Origin of the sequence: Aeromicrobium sp., from assembly GCF_050700635.1 — a bacterium.
Lineage (GTDB): Bacteria > Actinomycetota > Actinomycetes > Propionibacteriales > Nocardioidaceae > Aeromicrobium.
Genome location: NZ_JBOHDT010000054.1, coordinates 1 through 19,463 on the forward strand (window position 1 = coordinate 1; position 19,463 = coordinate 19,463).

General features: G+C 66.1%; 17 protein-coding genes and 1 pseudogene. 6 read left to right on the forward strand and 12 right to left on the reverse strand.

The annotated features are described in order from the left end of the window. From ACRDPN_RS03785 to argF, 9 genes and pseudogenes are all read right to left on the reverse strand, one after another. Window positions 1-884 (reverse strand): 4Fe-4S dicluster domain-containing protein (locus tag ACRDPN_RS03785; protein ID WP_431445999.1); only part of this gene is annotated, 884 nt, incomplete at its 3' end. Further along, the gene (locus tag ACRDPN_RS03790; protein WP_431446017.1) at window positions 884-4,573 is read right to left on the reverse strand and encodes a nitrate reductase subunit alpha; all 3,690 of its coding nucleotides are present in this window, start codon (window positions 4,571-4,573) and stop codon (window positions 884-886) included. The genes ACRDPN_RS03790 and ACRDPN_RS03785, both read right to left, overlap by 1 nt. A 17-nt stretch (window positions 4,574-4,590) precedes the next feature. After that, the gene (locus ACRDPN_RS03795) at window positions 4,591-5,838 is read right to left on the reverse strand and encodes an MFS transporter (RefSeq protein ID WP_431446001.1); all 1,248 of its coding nucleotides are present in this window, start codon (window positions 5,836-5,838) and stop codon (window positions 4,591-4,593) included. Between the two features lie 20 nt (window positions 5,839-5,858). Beyond that, window positions 5,859-6,293, reverse strand: coding sequence for a pyridoxamine 5'-phosphate oxidase family protein (locus ACRDPN_RS03800; RefSeq protein WP_431446002.1), 435 nt, complete (start codon window positions 6,291-6,293; stop codon window positions 5,859-5,861). Between the two features lie 113 nt (window positions 6,294-6,406). Further along, window positions 6,407-7,252, reverse strand: coding sequence for a potassium channel family protein (locus tag ACRDPN_RS03805; RefSeq protein ID WP_431446003.1), 846 nt, complete (start codon window positions 7,250-7,252; stop codon window positions 6,407-6,409). A gap of 207 nt (window positions 7,253-7,459) precedes the next feature. Then, window positions 7,460-8,359 carry a universal stress protein gene (locus ACRDPN_RS03810; protein ID WP_431446004.1) on the reverse strand — a complete coding sequence of 300 codons (900 nt, stop codon included), beginning with the start codon at window positions 8,357-8,359 and terminating at the stop codon, window positions 7,460-7,462. 14 nt (window positions 8,360-8,373) lie between these two features. Beyond that, window positions 8,374-9,192: a universal stress protein gene (locus ACRDPN_RS03815; RefSeq protein WP_431446006.1), complete on the reverse strand. Its 819-nt coding sequence runs from the start codon at window positions 9,190-9,192 to the stop codon at window positions 8,374-8,376. Window positions 9,193-9,315: 123 nt separating this feature from the next. After that, a pseudogene (locus ACRDPN_RS03820) lies at window positions 9,316-10,283 on the reverse strand (carbamate kinase). Beyond that, entirely contained in the window at window positions 10,283-11,326 is a 1,044-nt protein-coding gene (argF, locus tag ACRDPN_RS03825) for an ornithine carbamoyltransferase (RefSeq protein ID WP_431446007.1), read from the reverse strand. Before argF ends, ACRDPN_RS03820 begins: the two are co-directional and overlap by 1 nt. A 215-nt stretch (window positions 11,327-11,541) precedes the next feature. Here argF and ACRDPN_RS03830 point away from each other — a divergent pair, with 215 nt between their 5' ends. Further along, a complete protein-coding gene (locus ACRDPN_RS03830; protein ID WP_431446008.1) occupies window positions 11,542-13,218 on the forward strand; it encodes a GAF domain-containing protein in 1,677 nt (558 codons plus the stop codon). Between the two features lie 9 nt (window positions 13,219-13,227). On the opposite strand, the gene ACRDPN_RS03835 is transcribed toward ACRDPN_RS03830, so the two are convergent. After that, on the reverse strand, window positions 13,228-13,878 hold the full coding sequence (locus ACRDPN_RS03835; RefSeq protein ID WP_431446009.1) for a response regulator: 651 nt from the start codon (window positions 13,876-13,878) through the stop codon (window positions 13,228-13,230). A gap of 59 nt (window positions 13,879-13,937) precedes the next feature. On the opposite strand from ACRDPN_RS03835, the gene ACRDPN_RS03840 reads away from it, so the two are divergent. Then, entirely contained in the window at window positions 13,938-14,918 is a 981-nt protein-coding gene (locus ACRDPN_RS03840; RefSeq protein ID WP_431446010.1) for a magnesium transporter, read from the forward strand. A 26-nt stretch (window positions 14,919-14,944) separates the two neighbouring features. On the opposite strand, the gene ACRDPN_RS03845 is transcribed toward ACRDPN_RS03840, so the two are convergent. Both ACRDPN_RS03845 and ACRDPN_RS03850 read right to left on the reverse strand, forming a co-directional pair. After that, a complete protein-coding gene (locus ACRDPN_RS03845) occupies window positions 14,945-15,364 on the reverse strand; it encodes a pyridoxamine 5'-phosphate oxidase family protein (RefSeq protein ID WP_431446011.1) in 420 nt (139 codons plus the stop codon). A 191-nt stretch (window positions 15,365-15,555) separates the two neighbouring features. Beyond that, a complete protein-coding gene (locus tag ACRDPN_RS03850) occupies window positions 15,556-16,170 on the reverse strand; it encodes a DUF305 domain-containing protein (RefSeq protein WP_431446012.1) in 615 nt (204 codons plus the stop codon). 226 nt (window positions 16,171-16,396) lie between these two features. On the opposite strand from ACRDPN_RS03850, the gene ACRDPN_RS03855 reads away from it, so the two are divergent. The 4 genes from ACRDPN_RS03855 to trxA are packed head-to-tail and all read left to right on the forward strand — an operon-like array spanning window position 16,397 to window position 19,006. Continuing rightward, window positions 16,397-17,227 (forward strand): universal stress protein, encoded by an 831-nt coding sequence (locus ACRDPN_RS03855; protein WP_431446013.1) that lies wholly within the window; start codon window positions 16,397-16,399, stop codon window positions 17,225-17,227. A gap of 17 nt (window positions 17,228-17,244) precedes the next feature. Then, window positions 17,245-17,841, forward strand: coding sequence for a flavodoxin domain-containing protein (locus ACRDPN_RS03860; RefSeq protein WP_431446014.1), 597 nt, complete (start codon window positions 17,245-17,247; stop codon window positions 17,839-17,841). A 3-nt stretch (window positions 17,842-17,844) separates the two neighbouring features. Then, window positions 17,845-18,621, forward strand: a complete 777-nt coding sequence (locus ACRDPN_RS03865) for an NAD(P)/FAD-dependent oxidoreductase (RefSeq protein WP_431446015.1) — start codon at window positions 17,845-17,847, stop codon at window positions 18,619-18,621. A 58-nt stretch (window positions 18,622-18,679) separates the two neighbouring features. Continuing rightward, window positions 18,680-19,006, forward strand: coding sequence for a thioredoxin (trxA, locus tag ACRDPN_RS03870; protein ID WP_431446016.1), 327 nt, complete (start codon window positions 18,680-18,682; stop codon window positions 19,004-19,006). The last annotated feature ends 457 nt before the right edge of the window (window positions 19,007-19,463 follow it).

Below are 19,463 nucleotides of genomic sequence, written 5' to 3' on the forward strand. Positions count from 1 at the left end.
TAGAGGTCCCGGTCGTCGGGCACGGACGCCGCAGCCGTGACCTGGTCGGCGTCGTAGAGGAACAGCCCGAGGTACCGCAGCCGGCCCACGCACGTCTCCGAGCACACGGTCGGGATGCCGACCTCGATGCGGGGGTAGCAGAACGTGCACTTCTCGGCCTTGCCGGTCTTGTGGTTGAAGTAGATCTTCTTGTACGGGCAGCCGGTCACGCACTGCCGCCATCCTCGGCAACGATCTTGGTCGACCAAGACGATGCCATCTTCGGCGCGTTTGTAGATCGCACCTGATGGACAGGAGGCCATGCAGGACGGGTTAAGGCAGTGTTCACAAATCCTTGGCAGGTAGAACATGAAAGTCTGCTGGAACTCGAACTTGATCTTGTCCTGCGACTCCTGGCGTACCCGCTGCACGATGGGGTCGAGATTCCCTTTCTCACTGACCCCACCTAGGTTGTCGTCCCAGTTCGCCGACCAGGTGATCTTGGTATCCTCGCCGGTGATCAAGGACTTCGGCCGGGCCACCGGGAAGTCGTCACCAAGCGGCGCATCGATGAGGGTCTGATAGTCATACGTCCACGGCTCGTAGTAGTCAGCGAGCTTCGGTTGCACCGGTGAGGCGAAGATGCCGAGCAGCTTCTTGACCCGACCACCGGCCTTGAGTTTGAGCCGGCCACGGCTGTTCAGAGTCCAGCCGCCACGCCAAGTTTCCTGATCTTCATAACGGTGTGGGTAGCCCTGGCCCGGCCGGGTTTCGACGTTGTTGAACCACACGTACTCCATACCGGCCCGGTTGGTCCACGCCTGTTTGCACGTCACCGAACACGTGTGGCAGCCGATGCACTTGTCGAGGTTCATCACCATGCCCATTTGGGCCATCACGCGCATCAGTACTGCACCTCCTGGGAGCGACGCCGGATGGTAGAGACGATGTCCCGCTGGTTACCCGTAGGACCGAGATAGTTGAACGTGTACGACAGCTGGGCATATCCACCGATCAGGTGGCTCGGTTTCACCAGCAGGCGGGTCACCGAGTTGTGGATGCCACCGCAACGACCAGTCGCCTCGGACTTCGGCACGTCGATGGTCCGCTCCTGAGCGTGATGAACGTAAACGACGCCTTCTGGCATGCGGTGGCTGACGATGGCACGGCCCACCAAGACGCCATTGGCGTTCACACACTCCATCCAGTCGTTGTCGGCTACGCCGATGGCGGCTGCGTCCTGCGGCCTGAGCCAGATGGTTGGCCCGCCGCGGGATAGCGACAGCATGAACAGGTTGTCCTGGTACTCAGAGTGAATCGACCACTTCGAGTGCGGAGTGAGGTAACGCACAGTCACCTGCTTGGCTCCATCCGGACCCAGGGTCGGCTCACCGAAGAGTCGGTGCATATCCAACGGTGGGCGGTAGGTTGGCAGCGCCTCACCAAGATCACGCATCCAGTCATGATCAAGGAAGAAGTGCATGCGCCCGGTCAGTGTGTGCCAGGGTTTGAGCCGCTCCACATTGACGGTGAAGGGTGCGTAGCGGCGACCGCCGGTCTCTGATCCCGACCACTCCGGGGACGTGATCACCGGAACCGGTGCCTGCTGGGTCTGCGCGAAGGTGATCCTCTTCTCCTCCGACCCCTCGGCAAGGTCAGCCAGGTGAACGCCGGTGCGCTGCTCCAAGGTCCTGAATCCCTGCACGGCAAGCTCGCCGTTGGTGGTACCCGAGAAGGTGAGAATGGCCTCGGCCATCTTGGCGTCGGTATCTATCGCCGGTCGTCCATCGGCCGCACCGCCGAGCATCACCCCACCCGAGGCCGCCAACTGGGCCGTCTGATGCTCGAGCCGATAGGTGATGTTCTTCACCGTAAATCCGAGCTTCTCTGCCAATGGACCGATGGCGGCAAGCTTGTCAGCGATGGCGGTGTAGTCGCGCTCGACGATCTGGAAGCTCGGCATCGTCTTGCCTGGCATGCCCAGAACATCTCCGCGCTTCCAGTCCCGGACGACCCCGTGCGGCTGAGCGGTTTCGCCGGGAGTGTCGTGCTGCATCGGAACAGCGACCAGGTCCTTTCGCGTGCCTAGATGCGTCCCGGCCTGGCGTGACAGTTCCTGAGCGATGAGATGGAACATGTCGAAGTCGCTCTTCGCCTCCCATGGCGGATCGATAGCCGGCGTAAACGCGTGCACAAAGGGATGCATGTCGGTGCTCGACAGGTCGTACTTCTCATACCAGGTGGCAGCAGGCAGCACGATGTCGGAGAGCAATGTCGTCGACGTCATCCGGAAGTCAGCTGACAGCAGCAAGTCGAGCTTTCCCTCCGGAATCTCGTCTCGCCAGTGGACGTCACGCGGTCGCGCTGCAGTTGCGCCCTCCTCGGCCATGACGTTGGAGTGGGTGCCGAGGAGGTACTTGAGGAAGTATTCGTTGCCCTTCGCTGAAGACCCGAACATATTGGAGCGCCACAGCGTCAGCGTGCGGGGCCAGTTCTCGGGCGCATCGACGTCCTCGATCGAGGCCTTGATCGTGCCGGCGGCCAGCGCGTTCGCAACGTACGAGGCGGCATCTGGAGCCTCGCCCGCAGCTACGGATGCTGTGGCCTGGTCGGCAAGATCCAAGGGGTTGACGTTGAACTGCGGATAGAACGGCATCCATCCCAGCCGTGCCGATTGCGCAATCGTGTCGGCGGTGTGCATACCGGCCATGTGCCCTTCAGCTAACGGCGAAGTGAGGGCGTCGGCGGCGTACCCATCGAAACGCCATTGATCTGTGTGCATGTACCAGTACGCGGTGCCGATCATGGTTCGGGGCGGTCGCGACCAGTCGAGGGCGTTGGCCAGCGAGATCCAGCCGGTGATCGGCCGGCACTTCTCCTGGCCGACGTAGTGCGCCCAGCCGCCGCCGTTGACGCCTTGACAGCCGGTGAGCGTGGTCAGGCCGAGGAAGCCGCGGTAGATGGTGTCCGAGTGGAACCAGTGGTTGGTGCCCGCGCCCATCAGGATCATCGAGCGGCCTCGTGACTCCTCGGCGTTGGCTGCGAACTCGCGTGCGATGCGTGCAGCGGCCGCGGCGGGGACGCCGGTGATCGACTCCTGCCACGCGGGCGTGTAGGGCGCGTCGTCGTCGTCATAGGACGCGGGCCACTCGCCGGGCAGCCCGGGTCGGCCCACGCCGTACTGGGCCAGCATCAGGTCGAAGACCGTCGTGACCAGATGATCACCGACCCGCCGCGCGGGTACGCCGCGGGTCAGCGAGCCGGGCGTCCCGTCGACGTTGTCGAAGCGCGGCAGCTCGACCAGGACGGACTCCACGCCGGGCTCGTGCAGGGACAGCAGCGGGTCGACGTCGCCCAGGTCGAGGTTCCACCTGCCTGCGCCGGCATCGCCGAATCGGTGACCGAGCGAACCATGTGGCACCACCAGCTCACCGGCCCCGGAGTCGATGAGAACGGTCTTGAAGTGCGCGTTCTCGTCCTCGGCGTGCTCGGGCAGGTCGGCGGCAGTGAGGAACTTGCCGGCGCGGTACACGCCGTCAGCCGCCTCGTCGAGTGCGACGAGATAGGGAAGGTCGGTGTACTTCTTCGTGTACTCGGTGAAGTACGGCGTGTCGCGATCGACAAAGAACTCCTTGAGGACCACGTGGCCCATCGCCATGGCGAGCGCGCCGTCCGTACCGGGGGCAATGGCCAGCCACTCGTCGGCGAACTTCACGTTGTCGGCGTAGTCGGGTGATACCGCGACGACCTTCTGCCCTCGGTAGCGAGCTTCGGTCATCCAGTGCGCATCGGGCGTCCGCGTCACCGGGACGTTGGATCCCCACATGATGAGATAGCCCGCATCCCACCAGTCACCGGACTCAGGCACGTCGGTCTGGTCTCCGAAGACCTGCGGCGAAGCTACCGGCAGGTCGGCGTACCAGTCGTAGAACGACAGCATCGATCCCCCGACCATGGAGGTGAACCTCGCCCCGGAGGCGTGGGAGACCATCGACATCGCCGGGATCGGCGAGAAGCCGGCCACCCGGTCCGGACCCCACTTCTTGATCGTGTGCGCGTAGGCGGCGGCGACCATCTCGGTCGCCTCCTCCCAGGTCGCGCGGACCAGCCCGCCCTTGCCGCGAGCGGACTTGTACGCCTTCGCTCGCAGTGGGTTGTCGACGATGTGAGACCACGCCTTGACCGCGTCGCCACCGTGCTGCGACTTGGCTTCGCGGTACATCTGAAGCAGGACACCACGGACGTACGGATAGCGGACCCGGGTGGGCGAGTAGGTGTACCAGGAGAAGGCCGCGCCGCGGGGACAGCCACGGGGCTCGTACTCCGGCTTGTCCGGCCCGACCGACGGGTAGTCGGTCTGCTGGGTCTCCCACGTGATGATCCCGTCCTTGACGTAGACCTTCCACGAGCACGAGCCCGTGCAGTTCACGCCGTGCGTGGACCGGACGACCTTGTCGTGGCTCCACCGGTCGCGGTAGAAGTCGTCCGCCTGCCGGCCACCCTCTTTGGTCAGCGTGCGCAGATCGTCCGAGATGGTCCCTCGGGTGAAGTACCTCCTGCTGGCGACCAGCAGGTCGCTGAGCGATCCGTCCAGGCCAGGCTTGGTGTCGGTCACGGTGTGGTCCCCCCGAGGTTGGCTGTTCGACGGACGATGGTGAGCGTGAGCGCGAGGGTGACGGCAGAGGCGACGGCGAGCAGCCACAGCCCGATCGCATAGGACTCCGTACGGCCGTAGACGTACCCCATGAGCAAGGGCGGCACGAACCCGCCCAGTCCGCCCGCCGCGCCGACGAGCCCGGTGACGCCACCGACGCGGCTCGGGTCGGTGACTCGCGCGATCAGGGCGAAGGTGGCGCCGCTGCCGGCACCCAGGGCCGCGGCCATCACGAGGAAGGCCACGGTGCCGATCCCGTCGAGCGGCGGCGTGCCGGCGGAGATGGCCGCGCACACGGTGACCACGCCGAAGACGGCGGTCAAGACGGGGATCGCGCCCAGTCGGTCCGACAGCCAACCACCGGCCGGACGCATCAGCACGGCGACGACGACGAAGCCGGCCATCCGGTTGGCGGCGTCCGCAGGGTCCAGGCCGTGCGCAGTCTTGAGGTAGGCGGGCAGGTAGACAGAGAACGCGACGTAGGCGCCGAACGCGACGGCGTACAGGATGCAGGCCTGCCAGGTGATCGGCAGCTTCGCGGTCGCGATCAGCCTGGTGGCCAGGGGCACGGTCGGAACCGTTCGGCCGGGCGCGTCCCGGAGAACCAGCCAGGCCGTCACGGCGTACACCGCGAGAACGACGGCCGTGAGAACGAACGGAGCGCTCTCGCCGACGTTCGTGAACACCTTGACCGTGGTGAGGGCGCTGAGCGCGGTGCCGCCCATTCCCGCGCCGAAGATGCCGATGGCCAGGCCTCGCCGGTCAGGCGGGAACCAGGCGTTGACGAACGGGACGCCCACGGCGAAGGCCGTTCCGGCGATCCCGAGGAAGAAGCCGCCCACGAGGAGCAGAGCGTAGGAGTCGATGGCCACGAAGCCGATGAACAGGATCGGCACGATGGTGACCGCCGAGACGAGCGGGAACATGACCCGCCCGCCGTACCGGTCGGTGAGTGCCCCGACGATGATCCGACCCAGGGATCCCACCAGAACCGGGACCGCCACGAGTAACGCGACGTCGGACTCACTCAACTCGCCTAACGTCCCAGTGTCTCGGAACATCGGGCCGAGCGGGCTGATCAGGGCCCAGGCCCAGAAGTTTACAGCGAATCCGATGGTCGCCAGGGCCAGCATCAACCATGGCGACCGCACCGCCCCCCGTGTGTGACTCTCCTGGGCATGAAGCGTCATGGTCTTACCCACCATTCCGAGTCTCGTCGTCGGCGTCAATGCAGCGACACGCGGCGTCCGTCGACACGACGGGGCGTCAGCTTGATCATGAGCGATCGTTCACCTGGCGCCCAGGGACCCAGTCGCGTGCTGCTGTCCAGCGCTCTCGCGGCCTCCTCGGCATCAACGGTTGCCGTCGATCCTCGAAGCAGCACGTTCCAGCCGCGTTGGAAAAGATCCTCGTGGTGGTCGACCTCGAAGGCGACGTCATCGCATCCTTCCCCAAGCCGGGCGATCGTCGTGCCGGGATTGGTACGGAAGTACACGGCGAACTCGAAAAGGATGAAGTTCACCGGGAGGATGACGATGCCCTCGTCAGTGCTGAATGCCAGACGGCCGACGGTCGTCGTGTCCAGCAGGCTCCAGCAGTCGTCGGGCTCGATCTCCGTCAGGTGGCCGCCTCGTAGAGCGGCCCGCGGGGGCAGGGACATGGTCGGTTCCTTCGTGCGTCGTGGTTGTGGTCTTCATCGATGCTCGCCGAGTTCTTGCTGGCGCGCCACGGTCCTTGGTCCCGAGCCAGAGTGAGGAGAGTCCCGGGACTCGGTCATTCCCGTGACGGGTGGTGATCGGATGCATAGGCGTGCAGGACGTTCGATGTGGCGTCACCGGTGTGGAGGAACTTCGCGTCGATCATGGCTGCGAAGTCGTCGAGCGCACGGAGAAGGAGGTCGCCGGCATGCCGGACCTCCTCATGACCCGACACGCCCCCGGCGTTTCCCAGCTCCACGGCGTAGCCGAGATTGGCCGCCAGCGAGTCCGACTCCTCATCCGTGCGGAAGTAGTAGGTCTCGGGGTAGTCGCCGAGGTCGACCCGAACGTTCACCACGCTCGCGCACAGGTCGTCGAGCAAGCGTGCGGCGCCGGCAGCCCCGAAGTGGTGGATCACCCTCACGCTGTCCGCGCGACGCAGCAAGGCGAGGCGAATGGCGAGAGCCTTCCGCCGCGCCAGTGCCGGATAGACCTGGAGCACCCAGGAAACGGCAACCGTGAGCATCGCGAAGCCGAACAGGGCTTCCAGCGGGTTGACCACTCGCAGCCAGTCGGACGCTGGATAGACGTCGCCGAATCCCAGCGTTGAGATCGTGACGAGCGAGATGTAGATCGCGTCGATAAAGGACGTCCCACCGGTATGCAGGGAGGTGAAGCCCTCAGGCACGTGCGGCCAGTAGATCAAGGCCCATCCCAGCACGGCCAGCACACCCCAGACGCTGATCACCGCGAGCATGGCCAAGGGACCGGTGAGCTGGCTGTGATGCGACCACCGCCAGATCGACTCGAGCATGGTGCGGCTGAGGAATCCCTGTGCACCCGGATGCGCCAGTGTGCGAAAGATGTCGAGCAGCACGGTCAGAACGATCGCCGCGCCGATCGCCGGGAGCACCCAGTTCATCCGAGATCCTCAGTGCGCCGAGGCGTCGGCTCGGCCGCGTAACACCTGGACGCGTGGTTCGCCCGGTCCAGCCGTGTCCCACGGAACCACGCCGGCTCCCTCATGCCCGAGGTTCATTGGGAGGCCGTGAACGTACCGGGCCCAGGCTCCGGCTGGTCGATGTCGACGACCTCGGGCGGCTGCCGATCGCGCGATACTGCAGCGCCTTCATGGCGACGATCTCCTCAGCGCTCGGAGACGCGCCCCGCTTGTGCCCAGAGTCCGCCCAGCCCCGTACCGGCCGTCCACGACCGCCAGCGGGCAATGGGCTGTTCTGGTGAGGCGAGTGGCGACGGCGTGCCCAGCCAGGAAGCTCCGACGGGGTCGGCCGACGACCAGGAGCTCGGACTGCTCCGAGGCTCGTGCCACGGCCGTCACGACCTCGTCCTCGAAGATGACGCGCGTGGTGACGACAACGTCGGGGAACTCCGCGCGCCACCCGGCGAGCACCTCCGCGACGCTGGCCCGTTCGGCTTCCAGCTCAGATCCCTTGAGGCCTTGCGGCACGATGTGGAGCACGAACAAGCGCGATTGCCTCGCGGACGCCTCCTCGAAGGCGAAGCGGAGTGGTCCAACCGCGCGAGCATCATCGTCGATCGCGACGCAAACGCCGCCATCGAGTGATTCGAGGTCATGGATGTGAGGGACCATGACGACCGGGCCCGCCGTGTGCTCGACGAGATAACGTGCGATGGACCCGCCGAGCACCCGTTCGAACCAGCTGATCTCGTCGGCACCGACGACCAGCAGCTGAGCTTCCGCGGCATACCGCTCGGCCGTCTCGATGACCGGTCCCAGTTCCTTGACGAAACGGGCGGGCGGCTGCTCAGCCAACTGAGACAGGGCGTCTTTGGCGTGGTCCAGCGCCGCCGCCGCATCGGCTTCGTCCTGCGGTGATGAACCGATCGCTTTGGAGGTATACGGATCCATGGACACGACTCCGTAGACGTGGAGGATCAGCAGCTCGGTGTCCCTGCGGAGGGCTTCTTGGGCCCCGTACCGAACGAGATTTGGTTGGTCGTCCTTGACGCACACGACCACTGGCTTCTTGGCGGTGTTGCTCTTCATGGCTTCTCCTAGAGTCAGGCGACTCCGGTCAAGGCGATCGCTTGGTTGAGGGGGACGACGGCAACGGGTGACTTCGCACGACGCAGGACGCGGCCCGCGACACCGAGAGGCGACCACGGCGCGTGATGATCGATCGGTCGGCCGAGGACGAGAAGTGAGGCGTGCTGGGTGGCGAGGAGACATGCAGCGACGCCGTGTTCGGCGTCCACCGCCGGGAGGACATGGACGTCGGGGAACATGGACTGTCCGCGGCCCACGACGTCCTCGAGTCGCTGCCGCCGGGCTTCCCGGCCGACCCGATCGTCAGGTGAACCTGCTGCGGTGACGATCTGGAGGGTCTCGTGGCGGGCGTGTGCCGATTGGAAGGCGTAGAGCAAGGGCCCATCAACCGGTCCGGCTCCGTCCACGGCGACGACGACGCCACCGACTCGGTTGGGGTTCAGGTCCTCCGAGGGTACGACCTCGACCGGGCAATGTGCCGTCAGCGAGACCTTGCGGGCGACTTCGCCTCCGGCGAGCTTGGTGATCCACGGCAGCTCATCGCCACCGACGACCAGCAGGCAGGCGTCACGCGACTCGACTGCGAGAACCTCGGCGGGATCGCCCCACCAGGTGAAGTAGTCGACCCTGGGCGCATCGACCTCGTTCTCCACGGCCCGGCGGACCTGCTCGAGGAACGGCGGTCGCGCACCGTGGAGACGGGTCAGCTCGGCGCGGGGAACCACGTGGGCCACGCGGACGTAGGTGCCGAGTCGTCGGGCTTCGTCAAGTGCATGACGCAGCACCGCCGGTTGATGACGTTTTAGTCCGACGACGACCGGACGATTGCTCATGGTGACCTCATGGACCATGTCTCCAGCGTCGTTCTGCCGTGGGCCGCCCGCAATGACCGAACGTCACCTGATCGCCGGGCCCTTGGTCCTTCGACGAGTTGCGGGCGGCGCTATCTGTGGTCGTCATCGAGGTCCTGCAGGGCTGGTCGAGACGGCGCTTGATTCGTCGAGCTGCAGTCCGGACTGCGACGAGCTGACTGTCGTACCGCAGGTCCCGGCGACGAGTCCGTCGAGATCGTCGAGCGAGCCGATCAGGGCCCGTCCACCTGTCTCCCGCGCGAACTGAATTGCGGCGGCGACCTTCGGTCCCATGGAGCCCGCAGGGAAGTCACGAGCCTCCAGATCGCCGGGGCGGGCGTGACGGACCGGGCGGCTCTCTGGCGTTCCCCAGTTCAGGTACACGCCGTCCACGTCGGTCGCGATGATCAGGGTGTCTGCGTGCAGGTCCCGGGCGAGCACGGCGCTGGCGAGGTCCTTGTCTACCACCGCCTCGACACCTGTGTATTCGCCGTCGGAGCACGAGTTGTGGGCACCCCACCAGCTCCGGAGCAGACGACCACACCACCGTGACCGAGGATCCACTGGATCGGCGCGAGCTCCAGGACGCGCTGGGGGACCGGCGACGGCGCCACGCGGCGGAATACCTCACCGTCGGACTTCAGGACCCAGCCGCGCTCCCGAGCGACGCGGTTGGCGTCCTCGCGCGAATACGTGGGACCGATGAACTTGGTCGGGTCGGCGAAGGCGGGATCCTGCGCGTCGACGAGCGTCCGGGTGATGAGGACTGCGACCGGCTTGCGGTCGCCGAGATGGTTGGACAGCTCTGACTCGAGGAGGTAGCCGATCATCCCGCCGGTCTGGGCGTCGAGGACGTCGAACGGATACTCGCTGACCTGGTCCTAGGACGCTGCCTGAAGGGCCAGGAGTCCGACCTGGGGGCCGTTGCCGTGGGTCACCACCAAGTCGCAACCGATCGCGAGCCGGGCCAGCGGCTCCGAGGCTGCGGCGATGGCCGCTCGCTGACCGGCCACAGGCATCGGCTTACCCCGCGTGCGGAGCGCGTTCCCGCCGAGTGCGACGACGACGCGCATCATCGCTCCAAGGTGGCAACGAGCATGGCCTTGACGGTGTGCAGTCGGTTCTCGGCCTGGTCGAAGACGATCGACTGGGCCGACTCGAATACGTCGTCCGTGACTTCATGGGCTGAACGCCCGGTCTCTCGGAACAGCCTCTCGCCCACCTCCGAGTGCCGGCTGTGGAAGGCCGGCAGACAGTGCATGAACGCGGTGTCGGCACGACCCGACAGCGCCATCAGCTCGGCGTTCACCTGGTAGTCCGCGAGCAGGGGCAGTCGCTCGACCCACGTGCCGATCGGTTCGCCCATCGAGACCCAAGCATCGGTGTACACGAAGTCCACGTCGCGGAGTCCTTCGACCGGATCGGTCGTGATCATCAGTGTCCCTCCGGTCTCTGGTGACACGTCGTGCGCGGCCGCGACGACAGACCGGGACGGCCGCAGCCCGGCCGGACTGACGATGCGGACGTCCATGCCGGACATGGCGCCGGCGACGACCAGAGAGCTGGCGACGTTGTTGCGGGCATCTCCCACGTAGGCGAATGAGATCTCGTCGGATGCCTTGCCGGTGTGTTCGAGCATGGTGAACACGTCGCAGAGGGACTGGGTCGGGTGCCAGCGGTCGCTGAGCCCGTTCCACACCGGCACACCGGCCGACCCCGCAAGCTCCTCGACATTCTCCTGAGCGAAGCCCCGGTACTCGATGCCGTCGAACATCCTCCCGAGGACCCGGCCGGTGTCCTTGACCGACTCCTTGTGCCCGAGCTGGGAACCGGCCGGATCGAGGTAGGTGACGTGTGCGCCCTGGTCGTGGGCGGCGACCTCGAAGGCGCACCGCGTGCTGGTCGAGCTCTTGGCGAACACCAGTGCGATGTTGCAGCCCCGCAGCCGTTGCACCTCGTCGTGCGACTTCTTCTCGGCCTTCAGGTCCTCGGTGAGTCGAAGCAGCCCGGCCCACTCGTCGATGGTCAGGTCGAGTTCCTTGGTGATGCTGCGTCCGCCGAGGCTCAGTCCGCAGCGCAGCTCCGGAGTGCTCAGAGCCGGATCCAAGAACGTCATGGCTGCACCTCCATTCCGGGGTTGTCCATGCACGTCCAGCATGGGCGTACGCCGACCGCCGCGGGCACGGCCTCACGCCCATCCGTCTGGGGACGTAGGTCCCGGTTGCCTCGAGACCTTGGCCCGTCGCCGTTCAGGGAGACGCTGCCGACGATCGAAAACACGTGATCGCGACCTCGCGCACGACGTAGGCTGATTTGCGGGAGATCCATGACATGACCGATGACGCTGTGCCAGGCGCACCGCAGCTCGAGTTCGAGGCAATGCTCGCCCAGCTCATCGAGCGGGCGGACGACATGATGACGTCGCAGCGCCGGTTGAGGGACCTGTTCCGGGTTGCGCAGGTTCTGACCAGCACTCTCGACCTTCCGACCGTCCTGCGCCAGATCGTCGAGACAGGGGCTGAGCTGATCGGTGCGCGATACGCGGCGATGGGGGTGCTCGGATCCGAGGGCCGCCGGCTCGAGCAGTTCATCCACGTGGGCGTCGACCCGGACACAGCTGAGCTCATCGGGCACCTGCCCGAGGGCAAGGGTCTCCTCGGCGTCCTGATCGACGATCCACATACCGTGCGACTCGCACGCATGGGTCACGATGCCAGGTCGAGCGGATTTCCCCCGCACCATCCACCGATGAAGAGCTTCCTGGGGGTTCCGATCCGCGTCCGCGACGAGGTCTTCGGCAACCTCTACCTCACCGAAAGCCTCAACGGCGAGTTCTCCGCCGACGACGAAGCCTTGGCTCAGGCTCTCGCGGCCACCGCAGGTGTGGCCATCGCCAACGCACGACTCTTCGAGGAATCGAGATTCAGGGAGAGGTGGGCGCACACACTGGCCGACCTGTCGCGCACTCTGCTCAGCGACGAAGGTGGGGATCCGTTGGAGCCCTTTCTCGCGGAGGTCCGCGCACTCGCAGACGCCGACATGGTCGCCATCCTCACGGTGGATCCAGCGGACGGGAAGATCGTGGTTCAGCGTGTCTCGGGCGTGGAGATGCCAGGGACAGAAGCTCTGCGGCTGCCCATCGAGGGCACCGTCGCCGGTCGGACCCTCAAGGAAGGAGAGCCGGCCCTGGTGACTGAGGAGGACGCCGAGCGCGCGTTTCAAGACCGCTTCGACATGGGCCACGCCATGGTTGTCCCCTTCTCGACGGCCGACGATTCTGGCGGTGCGCTGAGCTTCAACCGGCGTCGAGGTCGAGGTCCCTTCACCGAACGAGACCTCGAGATGGGCGTCTCCTTCGCTGGGCATGTCGGCGTCGCGCTCGAGCGTCAGCAAGCCAGGGTCACGCGCCGCAGGGTCGCTCTCATGGAGGATCGCAGCAGGATCGCCCGTGACCTGCACGACCACGTCATCCAGCGGCTCTTCGCGACCGGACTGAGCCTTCAAGCCACCGCCGGCACTGTCGATTCGGCCACGGCCGACCAGCTCTCAGCCCAGATCAAGGAGATCGACGGTGCGATCGCCCAGATCCGGCAAAGCATCTTCGCCTTGGAGGAGCCCCTCGCCGGCACGTCGGTCCGGCTTCGTGCCCGAGTCCTGGAGGTCGTTGACCGCGTCAGCCAGCTCCCTCAACGACCACAGGTCACCTTCCGTGGCCCGGTGGACCTCATGGTGGACGGCGACCTCGTCGACGACGTGGTCGCTGTAGTCAACGAAGGCCTCGCGAACGTGGTCCGTCATGCAGAGGCTCGTCAGGTGGAGGTGCAGGTCTCGGCGGTGGCCGGCGAGGTCACGGTGTCGGTGACCGACGACGGTCGTGGACCAGGCAGCTCGCCTCGTCTCAGCGGACTCCGCAATCTGCGGGATCGCGCCGTCCGCCGCGGGGGGACATTCACCATCGCAGGCAGATCGCCGACCGGAACGCATCTGCAGTGGTCCGTACCGAACTGAGCCGTCTGCTCAGAGCTTCGGTTCGTCGGACATGAGTCGAGTGGCGAGCACAGCTGCCTGGGTCCGGCTCTCGAGCCCCAGCTTCGCGAGCACGGTTGACATGTAGTTCTTGACGGTCTTCTCGGCCAGGAACAGTCTCTCGCCGATCTGGCGGTTGGTCAGCCCCTCGGCGACCAGCTCCAGGATGCGTCGCTCCTGCGGGGTCAGCTGACGCAGCTCCTCTGGTTCTGACGGCGCGCCGTCACGCAGTCGTTGCATGACACGTTCGGTCACGTGTGGGTCGAGCAGCGATCCGCCGGCCGCAACGTGCCGAACCGCCTCCAACAAGTCGTTTCCGGACACCTGCTTGAGAACGTAGCCGGAGGCGCCGGCCATGATCGCCGCGAACAGGGCCTCGTCGTCGTCATAGGACGTGAGGATGATCGCGCGAGTCGACGGTAGTGAGGACAGGATCTCGCGGCACACCTCGATACCGCTCCCGTCGGGGAGCCGGGCGTCGAGGATGGCGACGTCTGGTTTGAGCGCGGGGATGCGGGCCAACGCGGCGCGGGCGGTCCCGACGTCGCCGACAACTTCGATGTCGCCGTCGCTTTGAAGGAGTTCCCGCAGACCCATCCGGACAACCTCGTGGTCATCGAGCAGAAAGACGCGGATCGTCATGTCTACGAGTATCGACTCGCCACCCGCAGCATGTCGAGCGGACGTGCCAGCATCAGGTCATGACGACCGCACCTGACGTTGGCGACGACCTGCTCAAGACCGCACAGCAGCACGCCACCGTGCATGTACCTGTGACCTCAGGGCGAGAACGAGTGGCGGAACTGCTCGGACGGCTGCCGGGCCGCGATTTCGACAGCGCTTCGATGGCCGCGGTCTGCCACGGGAAGGTCTTGGTTGGTGTCGTGGCCATCGAGCAACTGCTGAGTGCGCCACCCGATGCGGTCGTCTCGGACGTGATGGATGGAAACCCTCCGGTCGTCTCCCCGGACACCCATCAGGAGCACGTGGCCTGGACGGCGGTTCAGCACGGCGAGCCGGGCATCGCCGTCGTCGACGCCGCGGGCAAGTTCAGAGGTCTCATTCCCGCGCAAGCGCTGCTGACCGTTCTGCTGGAGGAGCATGACGAGGACATGGCCCGGCTGGGCGGATACCTCGGCAGTGCTTCAGAAGCGCGTTCCGCGAGTATGGAGCGAGTGGGTCGACGACTCGTGCACCGCCTTCCGTGGCTCTTGGTCGGTCTGCTCGGCGCCTTGGTCGCGGCAGTGATCGTCGGAGCGTTCGACAAGCAACTCGAGGAACAGGTGCTGATCGCATACTTCGTGCCCGGCGTCGTCTACATCGCCGCAGCGGTCGGCATGCAGACCGAGACCTTGGTGATCCGCGGTCTGTCGCTCGGCATCGGGATCCGCCGGGTCGCAGCCCGCGAGGCGATCACCGGTGGACTGCTGGGATTGATCCTCGCGAGCCTCGCGTTCCCACTCGTCTGGGCCGGGTGGGGCGTCGTCGAGGTGGCGGCCGCTGTCGCGGTCGCGATGTTCGCTGCATCGTCCATCGCGACGTGTGTCGCCATGGCGTTGCCGTGGACGCTGCACCGGCTCGGGAAGGACCCGGCCTTCGGGTCCGGCCCCATCGCGACGGTCATCCAAGACCTGCTGACCGTCTCGATCTACTTCCTCACCGCGCTCGCCATCGCCTCCTGACCCGTCGCTGACGGATCCCTGCGGATTCAGCCGGGGAGCAGGTATCGGCCGCTGACCTGTGACGGAGTGATCCGGAGAACAAGCGTGCGGTTCCCCTCGGCCCAGGGATTGGGCCGCTGCGCCTCACCGGGGAGGTCGTCGTGGGCGACCTCGGAGGCCAGCCCTCTCACCAGAACGCTCCACCCGTTCTCGTTGTACTCGTCGATCTCGTCCACCTCGAACGCGACGGGCTGTCCCACGGCGTGCTTGGACAGGCTGTTGTGCGGCGACGTGGCGATGAGGACGCATTCGTCCTGAATCGTGTAGTTGACCGGGAGGGCTACCGGACCATCCGGATCGACGAAACACACACGTCCAACCTGCCGACCCTCCAGCAGCTCGAAGCATTCGTCGCGCGGCACATCTCTGAGGTGGCTCTTGAACCAATGGCTGGTGGTGTTGTCCATGCTGGCCTCCGTGCATCGATCTGGCTCTGGCCGCTCTTTGCGGTCTTCGGCGAGTGCATCAGGCACGCGTGTCGGGGGGCGGCGAGCGTGTCGCCTCACGGGTACCTGATGTCCTCGCAACAACAGACTGCCCGGACCGGTGTGCTCGGGCCATGGTCTTTGCGCCCCACTCTGCGGGACCTGTGTCCTTGCTACCCGAACCACCGGTCGAGCCAGCGCTGCATCTGGATGATCTCGGCATGCTGGTCGTCCCGGATCAATCTGGCCAGTGCCGCGACCTCCCGATGTTCGGTGCCCTGCCACAGCCGATGCTGCGACATCATCACCGCGACCATGTGGTGACCGACCATGTCCTGGAGGAACGCCCGATCCAGTCGGTCGCCGGACAGCCCGGTCAGATCCCGCATCATCGGCCGGTAGTGGGCGGCCGTCGAGTGGTCTGGATACCAATTCGCCAACCAGATCGTCATCTGCTCGATCTGCGCGGACTGGGTCCGCACAATCGATGCCCCGAACGCCCGCATCTGGGCGCGGTCGGATCGAGTGAGCTCACGGGCAGCGGCGACGGCTTCCTCGTGGTGGGCCACCATCTCGACCAGGTACTCGGGCTCAGAGCTGGGGCTGGCCCCGTGCATCGAGTCCCACGAGTCATCCCACCAGCCGGGTGTGCTGGTCGAGCGAGGTGTCATCATGTCCGGGCCCATCTCCCACTCACTGTCGCGGTCCGCCACCGCGAACACGCCCACCGCGATGGCTGCAACTACCGCGGCTACCAGCGTCACGACCAGGACGGGTGAACGCTTCATCATCGACTCCAAGGCTCTCGGATGCGGTCACCTCCGACGATGCGCCGCGGAGGCCGGCCGCAGTAGGGACCATCGGACCGAGCCACGAGGTCGGAAGTCCGTCTCATTGAGAGTCGTTGCTCGTCGAAGTGCCAAGGAGGACCTTGGTCCCGTCAGGTGATGTCAGCCGCCCGTGGCCCGGCTTCTCGAACTGCGTGAACCTGAAGGTGACCCGAGGAGGAGAGTCATGGACCACCTGAGCAAACCGGTCGTCGTCGCGGTCAAGGACAAGCAACCGACCGCGATACGGTTCGCGGTCGGTGAGGCTCGGCGCCTGGGAACCACGCTGCGCGTCGTCCATTGCGTGGATGTGAAGGACGATCTGGCGGACCTGCACGGTCACCGCATGTTCAGCGGCGAGATGTCGCGAGAGGCCCAGACCGTACTCGACGCGGCGCGCCACTTCATCGAGCAAGAGCTGCCTGTGCCACCCCACGTGGAGTATCGGCTCATCTCCGACACACCGGTCGCCGCACTGCAGCGCGAATCCGCGGCCGTGATGGTGGTGGGGTCCGACCAGGTCACGTGGCCGCGACGACTGCTGGGAGCGGCCGTGGCATCACGGTTGGTCGGTGCGGCCGAGTGGCCGGTCGTCGTCGTTCCCGAGCTTCACCACCCGCGAGAACGTCGGAGCGGCGTCGTCATTGCGGCGGACGCCGGTGGCTTCATGCCCTGGGACGCGCTGCACTTCGCGTTCGAGGAAGCCCGCCATCGGTCGACGCACGTCATCGTGCTGCATGCGGTGTCGGTGGAGCGAAGTCGTGAGGATGCCGAGCGTGCACGAAGCAGGATCGCCAATGTCTTGACGCGCTGGCGTGCGACTCATCCCGGCGTCCGAGCCATGTCGACAGCCGTAACCCAGGACGCAGTCGTCGCCTGCATCCATGCCAGTCGCCACGCCGAGCTCCTCGTCCTGGGGCGTCCTCGTCAACCCGAGACGCCGCACGCCTGGCGCCGCGCCATTTTCGACGCGGTCATCCGGGAAGCGGCGAGCCCGGTCGCGATCGTGCCGAGTTAGTTCGGCGGCGATGCACGATGACTCGCTTGACCGTGAGCCGACTGGTCGCCGTGACGGCCGTGGGACATCACGGAAGCACCGAGGAGATCGCCGATCGCGTGGCTGATCGTCTCCGAGCTTGGTTGCCGGGACACTGGAACGTCATCCGTTGCTCGCCCGTCGATCCACTTCTCGACGACGCGGACGCCGTCGTGCTCGGAAGCGCGATCTATCTCGGACGGTGGATGCCGGCGGCCCGCGCCTGCCTCGAGCGGCTCCAGCAGGTTGGTCCTGAGCACGTCTGGCTGTTCAGCAGCGGCCCGGTGGCGGACGAGCAACGCGGACAGCGTGAGCGCGTGTTGAGCCCTGCAGTGGTGCCGTGGCGGACACACGGACACCAGGTCTTCGGCGGCCGACTCGACATCGCCCGGCTGTCGAACATCGAGAGGTTCCTGACGCGCATGGTCGGCGCACTCCAAGGCGACCGACGTGACTGGTCGGATATCGACAGCTGGGCCGCCACCATTGCGGAGCACCTCGTGCGCGCCTACGCCGAACATGATCCCGGAACCGCGCACCCGGTCGTTCCTGGAGGGCGAAGGTCCCGACTCGACCTGGGACGTTGGTCGCCGTAGTCGGTGCCCTTCGCTCGTGGTCAGAACCGGGCTCCATCCACGACCGCCGTCGCGAAGCTGGACCTCAGCAAGCCGGTCAAGGTCGTCCAGGACAGTCGCGGGACGCTGCACCACGCGAAGGCCGTCATCCTGAGCATGGGATCGTCCTACCGCGAGCTCGGACTCGCCGACGAGAAGAGACTGTCCGGCCATGGAGTGTCATGGTGCGCGACCTGCGACGGATTCTTCTTCCGGGACCAGGACGTCGTCGTCGTCGGCGGTGGGGACTCAGCCGTCGAGGAGGCCACGTTCCTCACGAGATTCGCTCGATCCGTCACGATCGTCCACCGCAGAAGCACGCTCCGAGCCTCGAAGATCATGCAGGAACGTGCCTTCAGCAAGGACAAGATCTCCTTCCAGTGGGACAGCGAGGTCAGTGCCGTCCTGGGCGGGGACAAGGTGTCCGGCGTCCAGGTGCGAAGTCTTCGCACTGGCGAGGAGTCCACGTTGGAGGCGACGGGCGTGTTCATCGCCGTCGGACACGAGCCCCGATCCACCCTCGTCACCGGTCAGGTGGCACTCGACGAGAACGGCTACGTGCAGGTCGAGGGCCGGAGCCAACGCACCAATGTGGCGGGGGTCTTTGCGTGCGGAGACCTCGTGGATCACACCTACCGCCAGGCGGTCACGGCCGCTGGCACGGGCTGCGCGGCCGCACTCGACGCCGAGCGGTTCCTCGCCGGTATCGAGGGTGATGCCGAGGGACAAGAGAGCACTGTCGCTGTCCCAACCGCCGTCTGACCGGTCCCGGGTGCACCGCACTCAGGACGTACAAGCCTCACACAAAGAACGGAAGCACATGACCACTGTCAACACAGCCACTGAAAGCAACTTCTCCACCGAGGTCCTGGAGAGCACGAAGCCCGTGCTCGTCGACCTCTGGGCGTCCTGGTGCGGACCGTGTCGTCAGGTGGCGCCGATCCTGGACGAGCTCGCCGTAGAGCACAGCGACGCGATCGACATCTTCAAGCTGAACGTCGACGAGCATCCTGCCATCGCGGTGCAGTTCGGCATCACGTCGATTCCGACCATCCTGGTGTTCAACGACGGTGGTGTCGAGATGACCATCGTGGGGGCCCAGGGCAAGTCTGCCCTGGTGGAGAGCCTGACTCCTTTCCTGGCGTAGATGCTGACGATCCTCAGCCGCGGCCGTTCGTGCACGCGAAATGGCCTGGGATAGACTTCCTCCAGCAACAGAGCCGCCGAGCCTGCAGATCAGAAGGTTGGGGTTTCGAACACCTCCGGGCGCGCCGACCTCATCCAGCACGACTCCCGGCACACTGCCGGCGAACGATCGGGGCCTGGCGCCGCCGTGACATGGCGAGGCGGTCGACGAGACGAACTCGTCGTCGCTTCGGCCCGAACGATCGGGCCAGTCACGACGACGCTGTGCGCCGCACACTCCTGAGGAGGAGCTCTTGGCCAAGCCGGACCAGCGCAAGGCCGACCCACGGCGACAACAACGCCGCTCGCGGCAGCGCGACCCCGAAGGCCTCATGCCCGTACTGGCGAAAGCCGTGCGGGGGGTGGAGAACGCGGTCGAGCGCGGCAGGGTGTCGGCATCGACCCGCTCGTCCTTCCAG

Excerpts from the sequence above, each read along its gene's own strand:
- ACRDPN_RS03795 (WP_431446001.1), bottom strand. The coding sequence starts at position 5,838 with ATGGTGGGTAAGACCATGACGCTTCATGCCCAGGAGAGTCACACACGG.
- ACRDPN_RS03800 (WP_431446002.1), bottom strand. The coding sequence starts at position 6,293 with ATGTCCCTGCCCCCGCGGGCCGCTCTACGAGGCGGCCACCTGACGGAG.
- ACRDPN_RS03805 (WP_431446003.1), bottom strand. The coding sequence starts at position 7,252 with ATGAACTGGGTGCTCCCGGCGATCGGCGCGGCGATCGTTCTGACCGTG.
- ACRDPN_RS03810 (WP_431446004.1), bottom strand. The coding sequence starts at position 8,359 with ATGAAGAGCAACACCGCCAAGAAGCCAGTGGTCGTGTGCGTCAAGGAC.
- ACRDPN_RS03815 (WP_431446006.1), bottom strand. The coding sequence starts at position 9,192 with ATGAGCAATCGTCCGGTCGTCGTCGGACTAAAACGTCATCAACCGGCG.
- argF (WP_431446007.1), bottom strand. The coding sequence starts at position 11,326 with ATGACGTTCTTGGATCCGGCTCTGAGCACTCCGGAGCTGCGCTGCGGA.
- ACRDPN_RS03830 (WP_431446008.1), top strand. The coding sequence starts at position 11,542 with ATGACCGATGACGCTGTGCCAGGCGCACCGCAGCTCGAGTTCGAGGCA.
- ACRDPN_RS03835 (WP_431446009.1), bottom strand. The coding sequence starts at position 13,878 with ATGACGATCCGCGTCTTTCTGCTCGATGACCACGAGGTTGTCCGGATG.
- ACRDPN_RS03840 (WP_431446010.1), top strand. The coding sequence starts at position 13,938 with ATGACGACCGCACCTGACGTTGGCGACGACCTGCTCAAGACCGCACAG.
- ACRDPN_RS03845 (WP_431446011.1), bottom strand. The coding sequence starts at position 15,364 with ATGGACAACACCACCAGCCATTGGTTCAAGAGCCACCTCAGAGATGTG.
- ACRDPN_RS03850 (WP_431446012.1), bottom strand. The coding sequence starts at position 16,170 with ATGAAGCGTTCACCCGTCCTGGTCGTGACGCTGGTAGCCGCGGTAGTT.
- ACRDPN_RS03855 (WP_431446013.1), top strand. The coding sequence starts at position 16,397 with ATGGACCACCTGAGCAAACCGGTCGTCGTCGCGGTCAAGGACAAGCAA.
- ACRDPN_RS03860 (WP_431446014.1), top strand. The coding sequence starts at position 17,245 with ATGACTCGCTTGACCGTGAGCCGACTGGTCGCCGTGACGGCCGTGGGA.
- trxA (WP_431446016.1), top strand. The coding sequence starts at position 18,680 with ATGACCACTGTCAACACAGCCACTGAAAGCAACTTCTCCACCGAGGTC.